The sequence below is a fragment of the Pseudoxanthomonas sp. genome (assembly GCF_036845285.1).
In the GTDB taxonomy this organism is placed as follows: Bacteria; Pseudomonadota; Gammaproteobacteria; order Xanthomonadales; family Xanthomonadaceae; genus Pseudoxanthomonas_A.
Window position 1 is genome coordinate 76,212 of record NZ_DAIUEE010000007.1, and the last position, 15,555, is coordinate 91,766.

12 protein-coding genes and 1 pseudogene are annotated in these 15,555 nt (G+C 68.7%); 11 read left to right on the plus strand and 2 right to left on the minus strand.

Translation table 11 applies throughout. The features are described from left to right. Positions 1-3 precede the first annotated feature (3 nt). From mrdA to V7060_RS10500, 5 genes and pseudogenes are all read left to right on the plus strand, one after another. Positions 4-1,839, plus strand: a pseudogene (gene mrdA / locus V7060_RS10480) (penicillin-binding protein 2); the annotation flags it as partial. Between the two features lie 374 nt (positions 1,840-2,213). After that, on the plus strand, positions 2,214-3,350 hold the full coding sequence (gene rodA, locus V7060_RS10485) for a rod shape-determining protein RodA (protein ID WP_334179179.1): 1,137 nt from the start codon (positions 2,214-2,216) through the stop codon (positions 3,348-3,350). Positions 3,351-3,422: 72 nt separating this feature from the next. Then, complete coding sequence (gene mltB, locus V7060_RS10490; RefSeq protein WP_334179180.1) at positions 3,423-4,562, plus strand: lytic murein transglycosylase B; 1,140 nt, start codon at positions 3,423-3,425, stop codon at positions 4,560-4,562. Further along, a complete protein-coding gene (locus tag V7060_RS10495) occupies positions 4,559-5,719 on the plus strand; it encodes a septal ring lytic transglycosylase RlpA family protein (protein WP_334179181.1) in 1,161 nt (386 codons plus the stop codon). Before mltB ends, V7060_RS10495 begins: the two co-directional genes overlap by 4 nt. Positions 5,720-5,836: 117 nt before the next feature. Next, complete coding sequence (locus V7060_RS10500; protein WP_334179182.1) at positions 5,837-7,033, plus strand: D-alanyl-D-alanine carboxypeptidase family protein; 1,197 nt, start codon at positions 5,837-5,839, stop codon at positions 7,031-7,033. Between the two features lie 60 nt (positions 7,034-7,093). Here V7060_RS10500 and V7060_RS10505 read toward each other — a convergent pair whose 3' ends face one another. Then, positions 7,094-7,966: an EamA family transporter gene (locus V7060_RS10505; protein WP_334179183.1), complete on the minus strand. Its 873-nt coding sequence runs from the start codon at positions 7,964-7,966 to the stop codon at positions 7,094-7,096. A gap of 244 nt (positions 7,967-8,210) precedes the next feature. On the opposite strand from V7060_RS10505, the gene V7060_RS10510 reads away from it, so the two are divergent. The 4 genes from V7060_RS10510 to glnE all read left to right on the plus strand — a co-directional run bounded on the left by V7060_RS10510 (position 8,211) and on the right by glnE (position 13,208). Then, positions 8,211-9,143 carry a CsgG/HfaB family protein gene (locus V7060_RS10510; protein ID WP_334179184.1) on the plus strand — a complete coding sequence of 311 codons (933 nt, stop codon included), beginning with the start codon at positions 8,211-8,213 and terminating at the stop codon, positions 9,141-9,143. A 99-nt stretch (positions 9,144-9,242) separates the two neighbouring features. Next, positions 9,243-9,521, plus strand: coding sequence for a DUF493 family protein (locus tag V7060_RS10515; protein ID WP_192310976.1), 279 nt, complete (start codon positions 9,243-9,245; stop codon positions 9,519-9,521). Next, complete coding sequence (lipB, locus tag V7060_RS10520; RefSeq protein ID WP_334179185.1) at positions 9,518-10,177, plus strand: lipoyl(octanoyl) transferase LipB; 660 nt, start codon at positions 9,518-9,520, stop codon at positions 10,175-10,177. Before V7060_RS10515 ends, lipB begins: the two co-directional genes overlap by 4 nt. Before the next feature lie 211 nt (positions 10,178-10,388). After that, positions 10,389-13,208: a bifunctional [glutamate--ammonia ligase]-adenylyl-L-tyrosine phosphorylase/[glutamate--ammonia-ligase] adenylyltransferase gene (gene glnE, locus V7060_RS10525; RefSeq protein WP_334179186.1), complete on the plus strand. Its 2,820-nt coding sequence runs from the start codon at positions 10,389-10,391 to the stop codon at positions 13,206-13,208. Positions 13,209-13,215: 7 nt separating this feature from the next. On the opposite strand, the gene V7060_RS10530 is transcribed toward glnE, so the two are convergent. Continuing rightward, complete coding sequence (locus V7060_RS10530; RefSeq protein WP_334179187.1) at positions 13,216-14,184, minus strand: mitochondrial fission ELM1 family protein; 969 nt, start codon at positions 14,182-14,184, stop codon at positions 13,216-13,218. Positions 14,185-14,304: 120 nt separating this feature from the next. Between V7060_RS10530 and V7060_RS10535 the strand changes: the two genes are divergently transcribed. Both V7060_RS10535 and V7060_RS10540 read left to right on the plus strand, forming a co-directional pair. After that, the gene (locus tag V7060_RS10535) at positions 14,305-14,892 is read left to right on the plus strand and encodes a malonic semialdehyde reductase (RefSeq protein WP_334179188.1); all 588 of its coding nucleotides are present in this window, start codon (positions 14,305-14,307) and stop codon (positions 14,890-14,892) included. A gap of 25 nt (positions 14,893-14,917) precedes the next feature. Next, positions 14,918-15,496: a YceI family protein gene (locus V7060_RS10540; protein WP_334179189.1), complete on the plus strand. Its 579-nt coding sequence runs from the start codon at positions 14,918-14,920 to the stop codon at positions 15,494-15,496. The last annotated feature ends 59 nt before the right edge of the window (positions 15,497-15,555 follow it).

The window sequence follows — 15,555 nt, forward strand, 5'->3', positions numbered from 1 at the left end:
TCGATGATCGGAACCCGCCGGCGCGGCAAGAACCCGCACGCCGAAGCCGACCAGTTCCGTCGGCGGGCGGTGACCGGCTTCGCCGTGGTGGCGCTGTGCCTGATAGGCCTGGGCGCCTGGTATTTCAAGCTGCAGGTGGTCGACCACGACGAGTACGCGACGCGCTCGGAAGCCAACCGCATCCGTCCGCGGCCCGTCGTGCCCGGGCGCGGCACCATCTACGACCGCAATGGCCTGCTGCTGGCCGAGAACGTGCCCGCGTTCCGCCTCGACGTCACGCCGGACAAGGTGAAGGAGCCGGCGAAGCTGGTCGCCGATCTGGCGAAGATCATCGCGCTGTCGCCGGAGGACATCGAACGCTTCGAGGCCACGCGCAAGGCCACGCGCGGCTTCCGTCCCATCACGCTGAAGCTGCGCGTGAGCGAGGAAGAGATGGCGCGCTTCGCGGTGGACCGCTGGCGCTATCCCGGCGTGGAACTGGTGCCGTACCTGACCCGGCGCTATCCCTATGGCGAGCTGTTCGCGCACATCGTCGGCTACGTCGGGCGCATCGACGAGAAGGATCTCGAAACGCTGGGCGAGATCAATTCGGCGTTGACCCATATCGGCAAGACCGGGCTGGAGCGCTACTACGACGAGCAGCTGCGCGGCAGGATCGGCTACGAGAAGGTCGAGACCAACGTGGAAGGGCGCGCGCTGCGCGTGGTCGGCCGCGTGCCGGCCCAGGCGGGCACCGACCTGCGGTTGAGCGTGGACGCGAAGCTGCAGCAGGCCATCGTCGATTCCTTCGGCGAACTGGAGGGTTCGGCCATCGCCGTGGATCCGCGCACCGGCGAAATCCTGGCCATGGTCAGCCTGCCCAGCTACGACCCCAACCTGTTCGTCAACGGCATTTCCAGCACGGACTTCAAGCGGCTCAACGACAACCCGTCGCGGCCGCAGTTCAACCGGCTGGTGCTGGGCGGCGTGGCGCCCGGGTCGACGCTGAAGCCGCTGATCGCACTCGCCGGCCTGGACAGCGGCAAGCGCAGGCCCGAGGACACGGTGGTATCCACCGGCATGTTCTACCTGCCCGGCACGAGCCGCGGCTGGGGTGATGCCAGCCGTCGCGGCCACGGCGTGACCAACCTGCGCAAGTCGATCTCGCAATCGGTCAACACGTACTACTACCGGCTGGCGCTGGATCTCGGCATCGCGCAGTTCGACGACTACATGGAGCACTACGGCTTCGGCCAGCCGACCGGCGTGGACCTGCGCGGCGAGATCGGCGGCATCCTGCCGTCGCCGGCGGCCAAGCTGAAATCGCGCAAGGAACGCTGGTATCCCGGCGATACCGTCAACGTCGCCATCGGCCAGGGCGACTGGAAAGTCACGCCGCTGCAACTGGTGCGCGCCACTGCCGGCATCGCCAACGGGCAGCTGCGGCGCCCCCATCTGGTCGGCGAGGTGCGGCACGGGTTCGACCGGCCGTGGGAACCGTTGCCGCAGCCCGCGCCCATCGCGATCAGCCCGAATCCCGCCAACGTCGAGGTGGTGCGGCTCGGCATGCAGGACACCATGCAGCCTGGCGGCACCGGCTGGCGCGTCGCGCTGAACGCGCCGTACCTGATGGCGGGCAAGACCGGTACCGCGCAGGTGATCAGCCGTCGCGGCACGGCTGCGGTCGATCCGCGCAGCCTGCCGATGCACCTGCGCCACCGCTCGCTGTTCGTCGGCTTCGCACCGGCCGACAACCCCACCATCGCCATCGCCATCGCGGTCGAAGGCGGCGGCTACGGCGGCAGCACCGCCGGCCCGATGGCGCGCAAGATCTTCGATGCGTATCTGCTGGGGAAGATGCCGGAGCAGGAGGGTGGGGAAGGGGTTCCTGCAGGCACGGCGCCCGCGACACCGCCGGCATCGCCGACAACGGCACCCGTGCAGCAGACGAATCCGACTCCAAGCCAGGCTCCGAGTCCCGCTCCCTCTGGCGGAGTGCCCGTTCAAAGCCCCTCTCCCTCCAGGGGAGCGCCCGCCCAAAGCCCCTCTCCCCTCGGGAGAGGGGTTGGGGTGAGGGTCGGCGGAGAGGGGATGCGCGCAGGTGTTCATGGCATGGCCGTGCTCGTACCTTTTCGCTCGAACATGCCCGCCATCGCGCATGCCCCGACCCTCACCCCAACCCCTCTCCCGGGGGGAGAGGGGCTTGAAGCGGCATCCGCGCCGAGTACCGCGGCATGACCGACCTCCTGCGCTGGGGCTTCGACCTGCTGCGACATCTGCTGCGCACGCTGGACTGGTGGCTGCTCGGTGCCTTGCTGGCATTGATGGCGATCGGCCTGGCGGTGCTTTACAGCGCGGGGGGCGAGGCGCTGGGCGAGCGCCTGGTGCTGGCGCAGGGCGTGCGTTTCGGCGTGGGCCTGGTGGCGATGTGGGCGCTGTCGCGCGTCACCCCGGTGCGCCTGCGCGCGTGGACGCCGGGCGTGTTCGCGGTGGCGCTGCTGCCGCTGGTGCTGGTGTTGTTCATCGGCACCGGCAAGCACGGCGCGCACTGGATCGACCTGAAGTTCTTCTACCTGCAGCCGTCGGAGCTGCTGAAGATCGCGCTGCCGATGATGCTGGCGTGGTACCTGCACCGCGAACCGCTGCCACCGGGCTGGCGCACGACGCTCGTCGCGGCATTGCTGATCGGCCTGCCGACCGGGCTGATCCTGCTGCAGCCGGACTTCGGCACGGCGATGCTGGTGGCGGCCAGCGGCGTGTTCGGCCTGTACCTCGCCGGGCTGTCGTGGTGGTGGTTCATCACCGCCGGCGTGTTCGGCGGCACCGCGGTGGGGCTGGTGATGTTCGCGCCGATCTCGTGGTTCTCGTTCCTGCGCGAGTACCAGCAGAACCGCATCCTGACCTTCCGCGATCCCGAGAACGATCCGCTCGGCGCCGGCTGGAACATCCTGCAGTCGAAGATCGCCATCGGTGGTGGCGGCTGGACCGGCAAGGGCTGGGGGCAGGGGTCGCAGTCGCACCTCGACTACCTGCCGGAACACACCACCGACTTCATCTTCTCGGTGCTGTCGGAAGAGTTCGGGTGGGTCGGCGTGGCGATCGCGCTGTCGCTGTACCTGTTCGTCGTCGGCCGCTGCCTGTGGATCGCGATGGACGCGCGCGATACCTATTCACGGCTGCTTGCCGGCACGCTGGGCATGGCGCTGTTCGTCTACGTCATCGTCAACGGCGGCATGGTGTCGGGCCTGCTGCCGGTGGTCGGCGTGCCGATGCCGTTGCTGAGCTATGGCGGTACGTCGGCGGTATCGCTGCTCGCCGGCCTGGGGCTGGTGATGGCGGTGCGAGCGCATCGACCCGTGCACGGCTACTGAGCGCGTCGCCTCACGTCCGCATCGCGTGTGCTGTTCACCCTGCCGCGAAAGGTGCGTGCTACCCTCGCGCCGATGATGCGAAACGCACTTTCCTGTCTGCTGGTGCTGGGCCTTGCGTCCTGTGCCACACCGCAACCACCGCCGCCGGCAGCGTCGGCGACGCCTTCCACGCCCGCCCCGACGACCCCGGCCGAAACCTCGGTCGAACGCGTCGCCGAGGTGCCGCCCGAGGCCTTGAAGCCGGTCGATTTCCCCACCGCCCGCGCGCAGTTCGTGCGCGACACGGCGGCGAAGTACGGCATCGCACCCGCCGAGATCGAAGCGACGCTGGCGAAGGCGCAGTTCCTCGACAGCGTGGTCGCGGCGATGTCGCGTCCCGCCGAGCGGGTGAAGCCGTGGAGCGAATACCGCGTCGGCTTCCTCACCCAGGCGCGCATCGACGGTGGACGCAAGTTCATCGCCGCGCATCGCGACGAACTGACCCGTGTCGAGCAGCAGTACGGCGTGCCCGCCGAAGTGATCGTCTCGATCATCGGCGTGGAGACCAACTACGGCGGCTTCACCGGTCGGCACAAGGTACTGGACGCGCTGTACACGCTGGCGTTCCGCTATCCGCGCACCGGTGATCCGGCACGCGCTGCCTACGAGCATCGCCGCGAGCAGTTCTTCCGCGACGAACTGGCGCAACTGTTCGCGCTGGGCCGCGAGGAGAAGCTGGACATCGCCTCGCTGACCGGCAGCTATGCCGGCGCAATGGGGCTGGGCCAGTTCATGCCGTCGAGCTACCGCGAGTTCGCGGTGGACGGCAACGGCGACGGCCGCCGCGACCTGTTCACCACCTATCCGGACATCTTCGCCTCGATCGCCAACTACTTCCGCAAGAAGGGCGGCGAGCGCGGTGGCTGGGTGCCGGGCGGTGCGGTGGTGGCGCGCGCGCAGCTGCAGGATGGTTTCGCCGAGTTCAATCCGGAGACGTGGACGCCCGACTACACGCTGGCGCAGCTGGCCGAGAAGGGTTACCGCCCGTTGGAGCCGGTGGCGCCTGACGCGACGGCGACGCTGGTGCAACTGGACGGTGCCGACGGCAAGCAGTACTGGCTTGGTTTCCAGAACTACTACGCGATCACCCGCTACAACAATTCCAAGATGTACGCGATGGCGGTGTACCAGCTGTCGCAAGCCATCGCCGGCCGCGAGATCCCGCCGGCATGAAGTGGCTGGTACTGCCGCTGCTGGCGGTGGCCCTGGCCGCGTGCAGCACGGCGCCGAAGAAATCCCCGTCGCCCGCTTCTTCCGGTCACGCGGGCAAGCCGTCATCCACCGCGTCGTCGTCCACTGCAGGCAGGGACTGCTCGCGCTATGCCCCGGCGCAGGAAGATCTGTCCACGCGCGGCAACTACACGGCGGGCGGGCTGTACAAGCCGGGGGTGTCGGATACCACGCCCGACCACGTGCCCGACCTGGACTGCATCCGCGAACCCGTCGTCACTGCCGAAGCGCGTTCGAGCGTGGGCAACAAGTCGCCGTATTCGGTGCTCGGCAAACAGTACAAGGTGCTCGACCGCGTCGATGGTTATGTCGAGCAGGGCACGGCGTCGTACTACGGCAACAAGTTCCATGGCCGCCGGACCTCCAACCAGGAGGTGTACGACATGTACGCCTACAGCGCCGCGCACAAGTCGTTGCCGCTGCCGAGCTTCGCGCGCGTGACCAACCTGGACAACGGCAAGTCGGTGGTCGTTCGCGTCAACGACCGCGGACCGTTCCACGAAGGCCGCGTGATCGACCTCAGCTATGCCGCCGCAGTCCGTCTGGGCATCACGCAGCGCGGTACCGGCCGCGTGGAAGTGCGCGCCCTGACGCCGGACGGCAGCGTGCTGGCCACCGCGCCTGCCGCCGAGCCGTCGGCGATGGACCACCTGGTGGGGCAGTTGCCGAAGGATGCCGTCCGCTACCACGTGCCCGCCAAGCCGGGCGATACGCCCAGTGCCGCCGGTTTCGACGAATGGATGAAGGCCAACGGCGTGCGCGTGGCGTCGGGCAAGCCCGGCATGCCGGTGGCGTCAGTGACGCCACCCGTGGCGTCCGCCGCCCGGGCGGCCGTCGTTCCCGCCGTCCCGTCGGTCGCCTCGATGCCCGCGGCGTTGCAGTTGCAGGTCGCCAGTTTCTCCAGTCGCGACAACGCCGATCGCGCACTTGCACGGCTGACGGCGGCGGGCATCGCCGATGCGCGGCTCAGTGACGTGCCCGGCGCCGACCGTCCGCTGTGGCGCCTGCGCGTGGGGGCGGCCGATGCCGCATCGGCGGAGGCGCTGGCGGGCAGGATCGCCAGCCTGGGCTTCGGTCGCCCGCAGATCGTCCGCGAGTAGCGGCAGCCGCGCCGGGCGCCGGCTTTTTTACGTCTTTCCAACCCAAGTCGCGATCGTCGTCCCTACAATATTCGCTTGAATCGTCAGGCCCACGGCCTTGCCAGGAGTTTTCCGCCGATGAAGTTCCGTTTCGCTCTCGCCGCGCTCGCGACCACCGCCATGGGGCTGGCCATCGCCCAGACGCCCGCGCCGACGCCGCAACCCGCCGCGCCTGCCGCTGCCGTGGCGATTCCGCCCGCGCCCACGCCCACCGCCACCGCCTGGGTGCTGATGGATTACATCACCGGGCAGGTACTGGCCGGCGAGAACTACAACGAGCGCGTCGAGCCGGCCAGCATCACCAAGGTCATGACGTCGTACGTGCTGGCCGCCGAGCAGAAGAACGGCAAGATCAAGCCCGACGACCAGGTGATGATGAGCGAGCGCGCCTGGCGCGAAGGCGGCGCAGGCACCGACGGCAGCTACAGCGGGTTCGCCGTCAACAAGACCGCGCCGCTGCTGGACATGGAAAAGGGCATGGCCGTGCAGTCGGGCAACGATGCTGCCATCGCGCTGGCCGAGCATGCCGCCGGCAGCCAGGAGGCCTTCGCGTCGCTGATGAACAACTATGCCGCGCGCATCGGCATGAAGGGCTCGCACTTCGTCAACGCGCACGGCCTGTCCGCGCCGGAACACTACTCGACGGCGTACGACCTGGCGCTGCTGGGCCGCGCCTTCATCCGCGAGTATCCCGAGCAGTACGCGTTCAACAAGATCAAGGAATTCACGGTCGGCACCATCACCCAGCCGAACCGCAACCTGCTGCTGTGGCGCGACCAGAGCGTCGACGGCATCAAGACGGGCCACCATTCCGGCGCGGGTTACTGCCTGATGAGTTCCGCCAAGCGCGGCGACCAGCGCCTGATCGCGGTGGTGATGGGCTCGACGTCCGAGAAGCAGCGCGCCGACGACAGCCTGGCGTTGTTGAACTGGGGCTTCCGCTTCTACGAAACGCACCGCCTGTACGAGCCGGGCAAGGCCATCGCCACGCAGCGCGTGTGGAAGGGCCAGGCCAAGGAGGTCCAGCTGGGCGTTTCACAGCCGATGCTGGTCAGCGTGCCGCGCGGCCGCTACGAAGAGTTGAAGCCGACGATGGACGTGCCGAAGACGCTGGTCGCCCCGATCACCGCGGGCCAGGCCATCGGCACGGTGAAGGTCACGCTGGACGGCAAGGTCGTCGCGGAATCGCCGCTGGTGGCGATCACACCGATCGAAGAGGCCGGCTTCTTCAAGCGCCTGTGGGATGCGTTCTGGATGTGGTGGGAGTCGGAGTGATCCGGCGTACCACCTGCTGAAGAAAAGGCCGGCGCATGCCGGCCTTTTTCATTGCGGCCCCTACAACCCCAGGGCGATCAGCGCGATGGCGGCGATCGCCAGTGGAATCGCCAGCAGGTTCATCCGGCTCAGTCGCTCATGGAACAGCAGCATGCCGGCCAGCGCCCCCAGCACGACCACGCCGATGTTCATCGTCGAGAACACCACGGCCGGGTTGTCAGGCAGCGCACGGTGCGCCTTCACGTAGAAGAGGATGTTGCCGAAGTTCAGCGCGCCCAGCAGCAGGCCCGCACCGAGCGCGGACAGCGTGAGCATCGGGCCACCCCGCGCGCGTCGCACGGCCTGCACCGCCATCATCACCACGAACGCGGCGACGAACGCGACCTGCAGCGAAGCCGCGAACGGCGTACCGGCGGCCGCGATGTGCTTCAGCAGTACGTCGATACCGGCATAGCCGACCAGCACGACCAGCGGCAGTGCCCAACCAGACCAGCCTGCTGTGCCCGAAGGTGTGGGCGTTTCCGTGCGTGGCCTCAGCACCAGCAGCACGATGGCGATCAGGCCGAACGCGAGGCCCGCCAGACGCTGCGCATCGGCCCGTTCGCCGAACCAGAGGAACGCGGCCAGCAGCGACAGCACCAGCGACATCCGCTGGGCGATGTCGGTACGCACGATGCCGGCCGCGCGCACCGACGCCGACAAGGCCAGGAAAATGCCCGGCAGCAGCACCGCGAGCAGCGCCAGCGCACGCCAGGGGGCATGCGGTGCGGCGAGCGACGCCAGCGGTGGGTCCAGCAGGGTGAAGCACAGCAGCGAAGCGGCGAGGTAGTTCCAGGCGATGCCCTGGGCGGTGTCGATGCCGCGCCGCTGCATGAGCTTCAGCAGGACCGAGACGAGCACGCTGCACACAACGCTGGAAAGCAGGTAGGGCACGGTGGACCTCGCGGACGTGGCCGGCATTATCGCCGCATCGTCGTTCCGTGCCGGGTCCGGTGGCCTTCGACTCTCACTCTTCGCGTATGTAGCCAGCGAAACCGCATTCTTCGCCTATCATCGCGTTCGGGCGACCCGGCACGCGAAGGCAGGCCACGCCCGCAACGGAAGGTCCGCGGGGTGCGGGCACTATCATTCTGAAGGAGAAGCACGCGTGAACAGGGGAACCTGCAAGAAGGTAACGATGACGGCCTGCCTGCTGATGGCGGCCGCTGCGACAACGCCCGCGTGGGCGCAGCGCCAGAGCGCACAGGACCAGCGCAAGCAGCAGACCGCTGAGATCCCGACCTGCAGCAAGCCGCTCGGCACGATCTCGGTGATCGAGCCGGAGGACGGCGTGAACTGGTGGAGCGGCCAGCAGCTGCCGGCACCGTCGAAGCTGATCAAGGTGTTCGTCAACAAGTCGCGCTGTTTCACGCTGGTGGACCGTGGCGTGGGCATGGGTGCGGCGATGGCCGAGCGTGGCCTGGCCGCCAGCGGTGAGCTGCGCAACCGCTCCAATGTCGGCAAGGGCCAGATCCGCGCCGCCGACTACGTGCTGGTGCCCGACCTGATCTCGCAGAACAGCAACGCCGGCGGCAACGCCATCAGCGGCCTGCTGGGCGGACTGGTGGGCGGCAACCTGGGCCGCGTGGTCGGTGGGTTGGACATGAAGAAGAAGACCGCCGACGTGGTGCTGACGGTCACCGACGTGCGTTCGTCCGAACAGGTCGCGATGGCCGAGGGCAGCGCCAAGAAGACCGACATCGGCTGGGGCGCGGGCGGCAGCCTGTTCACCGGCAGCCACTGGGGCGGCGGCGGTGCGAGCGGTTACGCCAACACCGAGATCGGCCAGGTGATCACGCTGGCCTACCTGCAGGCCTACACCAACCTGGTGAGCGAGTTGGGCGGCCTGTCCGGCAACGCCTCGGCGTCCAACGCCCAGCAGGCGGTCGAGATGACCAAGCCGGGCCGCCTGTTCGCCAACCCGAAGGGCACCGGCAAGGCCGTGCGCGACCTGGATCCGGGCATGATGCTGTACCCGACCGGCAACAAGGACGGCGTAATGTGGGAAGTCGAGGACGAACTCGGCAACAAGGGCTGGGTCTCGTCCAGCCTGGTGCAACTGGCGCGCTGAACCGCCGTGCTGCAGGAACGAAGGGCCGCGCAAGCGGCCCTTCGTCATTCCAGTGCCGCGTGGCTTGGCTTTCGTTGCCGGTGTCCCAATAATCCGGGCATGGAAATCAAATCAGACAATCCCGAACACGGCTTCCAGTTCCCCGGCACGTTCGAGCTCAGCGCGATGGGCACGGCGGGCACCGGCCTGGAAACCGAGCTGCCGCGCCTGCTGGAATCCAAGGGTGTGGAGGTCGTCCACGAAGACATCAGCTGGAAGCATTCGGCCAACGGCAAGTACGTGTCCGTGCGCATCCGCTTCCAGGCCAACGACCGCGCACAGTACGACGCCGCCCATGAAGCCCTGCGCGACCATCCCGAAGTGAAGTGGACGCTGTGACGGCGACCTGCATCGTGCGCGAGCTCGGCCGCCAGCCGTACGAGCCGGTCTGGCGCGCGATGCAACGCTTCACCGATGCGCGGACCGAAGCCACCGCCGACGAACTGTGGCTGGTCGAGCACGACCCGGTGTTCACCCTCGGCCAGGCCGGCAAGCCAGAGCACGTACTCGCGGCGGGCGACATTCCCGTGATCAACGTCGATCGCGGCGGGCAGGTGACGTACCACGGCCCCGGCCAGATCGTCGCGTACCCGCTGTTCGACCTGAAGCGCCTCAAGGTGGGCGTGCGCGAGTACGTCTGCAAGATCGAGCAGGCGATGATCGACACGCTCGCCGACTGGAACATCCATGCGGAACGCAAGGACGGCGCGCCGGGCGTGTACGTGGCCGGCGCCAAGATCGGTGCGCTCGGCATCCGTGTGCGCCGTGGCTACACGTTCCATGGCCTGGCGTTCAATATCGCGATGGACCTGGAGCCGTTCCATCGCATCAATCCCTGCGGTTACCAGGGCCTGCAGGTCGTCTCGCTGGCCGACCTCGGCGGTCCGGCCGGCATGGACCAGGTGAAGCCGGTGCTGCTGAAGCACATGGCCGAGCAGTTCGGGCTGTCGTTGCGGCACGAAGCTGCCTTGCCGGATCTGTCGCAGGCGGCGTGATCCTGCCTGTTGTAGGAGCGACGTGAGTCGCGACCGCACGGCTGGGTAGTCAATGACGGCTGGAAGCAATAGAAGCGCATGCGTCCCCGGCGGGCGCATCTTTGCCGCAGGTTGTTGCGGTCGGGCGGCGTGCGGTCGCGACTCACGTCACTCCTACATCGGCGGCTACTGATCGGGTGTGTTGCGCCACCCCATGCCACAATCGGTCGCCATGAACGACGCGAACCTTTCCCTCGATGCCGAACGTACCGCACTGACCGAGCGCGGCCTGGCGCGTCTTCGCGCATCGTCGCCCGGCAGCGATGCGTTGCTGGTCGATGCGGGACATGTCGAGCGCGTGTCGCGCGTGATCGCGACCAGCGACTTCGCACTCGAAACCCTGCGTCGGCAACCCGACCTGCTGGCTGCCTTGCTGCACGATGATGGCGCCGCACCGTGGCCGACGCCCGCGTTGACGGCCGACAACAGCGGGCAATGGCCCGAGTTGCTGCGCCGCTACCGCACCGCGGAATCGACGCGGCTGGTGTGGCGCGACGTCCATGGCCTGGACACCGTCGACGACACGCTGGCCGGCACCACGCGGTTGGCGGAAGTCTGTCTGCAGACTGCCCTCGAGGCCCTGGAAGCGGAATTCGCACAGCGCCACGGCGTGGTGCGTGCGGCCGATGGCAGCGCACAGCGGCTGGTCGTGTTCGGCCTGGGCAAGCTGGGCGGCGGCGAACTGAACTTCTCCTCCGACATCGACCTGGTCTACGCCTATCCGCAAGGTGGCGAGTCCGATGGCGCGCGGTCGCTCGCAGCCGAGGATTACTTCATGCGGCTGGGCCAGCGGCTGGCGAAGCTGCTGGACGAACCGACGGTCGATGGGTTCTGCCACCGCGTCGACCTGCGCCTGCGGCCGTTCGGCAATGCCGGCCGCGTGGCGTTGTCGTTCGCCGGCATGGACCAGTATTTCCAGCGCGAGGGCCGCGACTGGGAACGCTACGCATGGCTGAAGGCGCGCGCGGTGGCGGGCGACATCATCGCAGGCGAGCAGTGGCTGGAGTCGCTGCGTCCGTTCGTCTATCGCCGCTACCTGGACTACACCGCGCTCGACGGACTGCGCGAGATGAAGGCGGCCATCGCCGCCGAAGTCGCGCGTCGCGAGTTGGCGGACGACATCAAGCGCGGACCGGGCGGCATCCGCGAGATCGAATTCCTGGCGCAGGCGCTGCAACTGATCCGCGGCGGCCGCGAACCGGCATTGCGCGAACGCCGTCTGCGCGTCGCGCTGCCGGCGCTGGTCGCGGCACGGCAGGTGTCGGTGGAGGAGGGCGATGCATTGCTGCAGGGGTATCGCTTCCTGCGCCGGTTGGAGAACCGCCTGCAGATGCTGCGTGATGCGCAGACGCACGGGTTGCCGGAGGATCCGCTGGATCGCCACCGCGTCGCGCGCGGCCTCGACTATCCGGACTGGGACAGCTTGCGCGCCGCGCTGGATGTACAGCGCGCCCGCGTATCCGCCGAGTTCGCCGAATTGCTGGCGCCGCGCCGGCGTGACGTGGCGCCAGGCGTGCTGGCGCTGTACTGGCGCGCGCTGCCCGACGGCGGTGAAGCGGAGACGCTGGCGTCGTCGGGTTTCGCCGATGCGGGCAGCGCCGACGGCGCGTTGCGCGAGTTCGCGCAGTTCAGTGGGGTGCGTGCGTTGTCCGACGGCGCGCGCGCGCGGCTGGATCGCGTGGTGCCTGCGCTGCTCGATGCGTGTGCGCGCTCGTCGCAACCCGATGCCGCGCTGCGCCGCGTGCTGTCGTTGTTGCAGGCCATCCTGCGTCGCGCCAGCTATCTCGCGCTGCTCGACGAACAGCCCAGCGCGCTGGGCCGGCTGGTCGACGTGCTGGCGCGCAGCGCGCTGCTGTCCGAGCGCCTGGCGCAGTATCCGCTGCTGCTGGACGAACTGCTCGACACGCGCGTGTCCGGCCCGATGCCGGACCGCGACGAACTGCGCGCCGAGTGCGAAGCCGCGCTGCAGGAAGACGATCCTGAGACCTGCCTGCGCGTGTTGAACGAGCGCAGGCTCGCGTTGAGTTTCCGCGTCGCGCTGGCGGCACTCGATGGGCGGCAGTCGGCGCGCGACAGCGTGCGCCAGCTGGCATGGCTGGCGGACGAGGTCGTCCGCGTCGTGGTGCAGGTCGCCACGCGCGATGTCGCCGCGTCGCACGGCGTCGTCGCGGCGGGCCGGTTCGCGGTGATCGGCTACGGCAGCCTGGGTGGCGAGGAACTGGGCTTCGGGTCGGACCTCGACCTGGTGTTCCTGTTCGATGCGCCCGCCGAGGTGGAGTCGGATGGCGCGCGCCCGCTGGAAGCCGGTCGCTGGTATGCGCGGCTGGCGCAGAAGGTCGTCGCGCTGCTCGGCGCGGTGACCGCGGCCGGCCGTCTCTACGATGTCGATGTGCGCCTGCGTCCCGACGGCGCGAAAGGTCTGCTGGTGTCGTCGCTGGCCAGCTTCGCCGAGTACCAGCGCGATCGCGCATGGACCTGGGAACACCAGGCGCTGGTGCGCGCCCGCGGCGTGGCCGGCGACGCGACGCTGCGGCAGGCGTTCGAGGACATCCGCACGGCGACGCTGGCGCGGCCGCGCGAGTTCGAAACCCTGCGCAGCGACGTGGTGAAGATGCGCGCACGCATGCGTACCGAACTGGATCGCAGCGATATCGCGCGCTTCGACCTGAAGCAGGGCGCCGGCGGCCTGGTCGACCTGGAATTCCTGCTGCAGTACCTGGTGCTGCGCGATGCGGACGCACAGCCCGCCCTGCTGGCACCACGCGACACGCCCGGGCTGGTGATCGCGCTGGCGACCGCGGGCGCGTTGTCCGCGGAGGAAGCGCCGGCCCTGGATGCGGTCCACGCGACGTTCGTGGCCGAAGGCCTGGCCTGCACGCTGGACCGGCGTCCGCGTCTGGTCGTCGAGAACGCGGCACTGGCGACGGCGCGCGCGGTGGTGATGCGGACGACGGCCGCGCATGGACTCGACTTCGAGGTGCGCGACCCGTAGCTCGGCGTCAGATCGCCAGGCGCAAGCGCACGTCCGCGGCGATGCGTGCGGTCTCGCGCAGGGGTTGGCCCTCGAATGGCGACGGTCCATCGGCGGCATCGCGGAGGCGTCCGCGCGCATGCAGTGCGTCGAGGAAGCGGCGTGGCCGCCCCGTCACGCGATCGCGTTCGAACACCTGCACCGGCGCACGCGTGCCGCAGGCTTCCGACACCATGTTGACCGACTCCGGCGTGCAGACGATGCGGTCGGCCCAGGCCAGCAGGCCGGCGTAGGGATTCGGGCCGTCGGACGGGCCGCACCACAGCACCGTGTGCGACCGCTGCACCCAGCGCCGGCGCACGGCGTCGACCACGGCGGTGGGCGTGCGTCGCGACGTGGTGACCAGCAGGCTGCCGCCGTCCGCCATCTCATCGAGCAGGATCGCGAGCCGCGCGAACGCGTCGGCGTCGAACCGGTAGTGCGCGCTGTCGCCACCGAGCAGTACCGCCGTGCGGGGCGACGGCAGGGTGGCGAAGGACGGAAAGGCGGCGCGTGCGTCGGCCAGCCAGGCATCGTCGACCGGATTCAGGCTGCCGAGCAGGGTCAGCACGTTCGGGCCGGCCAAGCCATCGTGCTCCGGCGCGATGACGAGGTCCCAGTGCGACGGGTCGATGCGCGGATCGAGGATCTGCACGACGCGGCTGCCGCGGGCGCGCAGCAATCGTGTCGCCAGCGCGGCCTGGCGGCCGCAACCGATCGCCAGTGCGGGTGGCTGGCGCAGCAATGGGGCGAAGGTGGAACCGAAGGCGCGCGTCGCGCCGGGCAGCACGCGGGGTGCGAGCCAGCGCCACGGCGCACGCGGCGCGAGCACGACGTCGCGCGCCTCACCGCCGAGTGCGCGCGCCAACGACTGCGTCTGGCGTACGTTGCCGGCGTGGCCATCGGTCAGTGTGCAGAGGCCGCGCGATTCGGCCTGGACGGGGCTTGTTTGTTCCACTGGTTAAAACAATCCGTTCCGGGTCGATTGGATGTTGCCATAGTCAGGACACTCTACACTGCCCCTCCGCGCCGCCGGCCCCGCCGCTGCGGTCGTTTCCTTCTTCGCGACAGGTAACCCATGTCCCACGCCCTTGATGCCGCCTCGCTCGACCAGCTGTTCCGCACCGCACGCACCTACAACGCCTTCACCGGCGAGGTCAGCGACGACGCCCTGCGGCAGCTGTACGACCTGCTGAAGTTCGGGCCGACCCAGGCCAACACCACGCCCGCGCGCTTCGTGTTCGTCAAGTCGGCCGAGGCCAAGGCCAAGCTGGGTCCGGCGCTGTCCGAAGGCAACTACGAGAAGACGATGGCGGCGCCGGTCACCGTCATCATCGGCCGCGACGAGGATTTCCACGAAAAGCTGCCGTTCCTGTTCCCGCACACCGATGCGAAGGCCTGGTTCGACGGTCCGCGCGAAAACCGCGGCAAGCCTTCGCTGCGCAACATGAGCCTGCAGGCGGGCTACCTGATCATCGCCGCGCGTGCGCTGGGCCTGGATGCCGGTCCGATGACCGGCTTCGACGCCGACAAGGTCGACGAGGCGTTCTTCGCCGGCACCGCGATCAAGTCCGACATCCTGGTCAACCTGGGCCACGGCGATCCCGCCAGCATCTTCCCGCGTTCCCCGCGCCTGGGCTTCGACGAAGCCGCGCGCATCCTCTGACACCCCACCACCCGGAGACATCCCCATGCGCAAGACCCTGCTCGTTGCCGCCCTGTTCGCGTTCGCCGGTTCCGCCTTCGCCGCGCCGGTGACCTACAAGCTCGATCCCAGCCACACCAACGTACTGGCCAGCTGGAACCATTTCGGCTTCTCCAACCCCAGCGCCAACTTCGGCCAGGCCGACGGCACGCTGGTGTACGACGCCGCCAACGTATCCAAGTCCAGCGTGCAGGTCACGCTGCCGCTGACCGGCCTGAGCGCGCTGGCCGACCAGTTCTACGACCACCTGACCAGCGACAAGTGGTTCGATGCCGCCAAGTATCCCAACGCGACTTTCAAGAGCACCAAGGTCGAGGCCGCGGGCGAAGGCAAGCTGAAGGTCACCGGCGACCTCACCATCAAGGGCATCACCAAGCCGGTTGTGCTGGACGTGACGCTGAACAAGGTGGGTGAGCACCCGATGAAGAAGGTGCCGGCGATCGGCTTCGACGCCACGGCCACCGTCAAGCGCAGCGATTTCGACGTGGGCGCGTATGCGCCGATGGTCAGCGACGAGGTCGCGCTGAAGATCACCACCGAAGCCACGGCCGACGCGAAGAAGTAATCCGTCCCCCGGTCGATGCGCTCCGGAACGCCGCCCTCTCCCGGGCGGCGTTCTTCGTT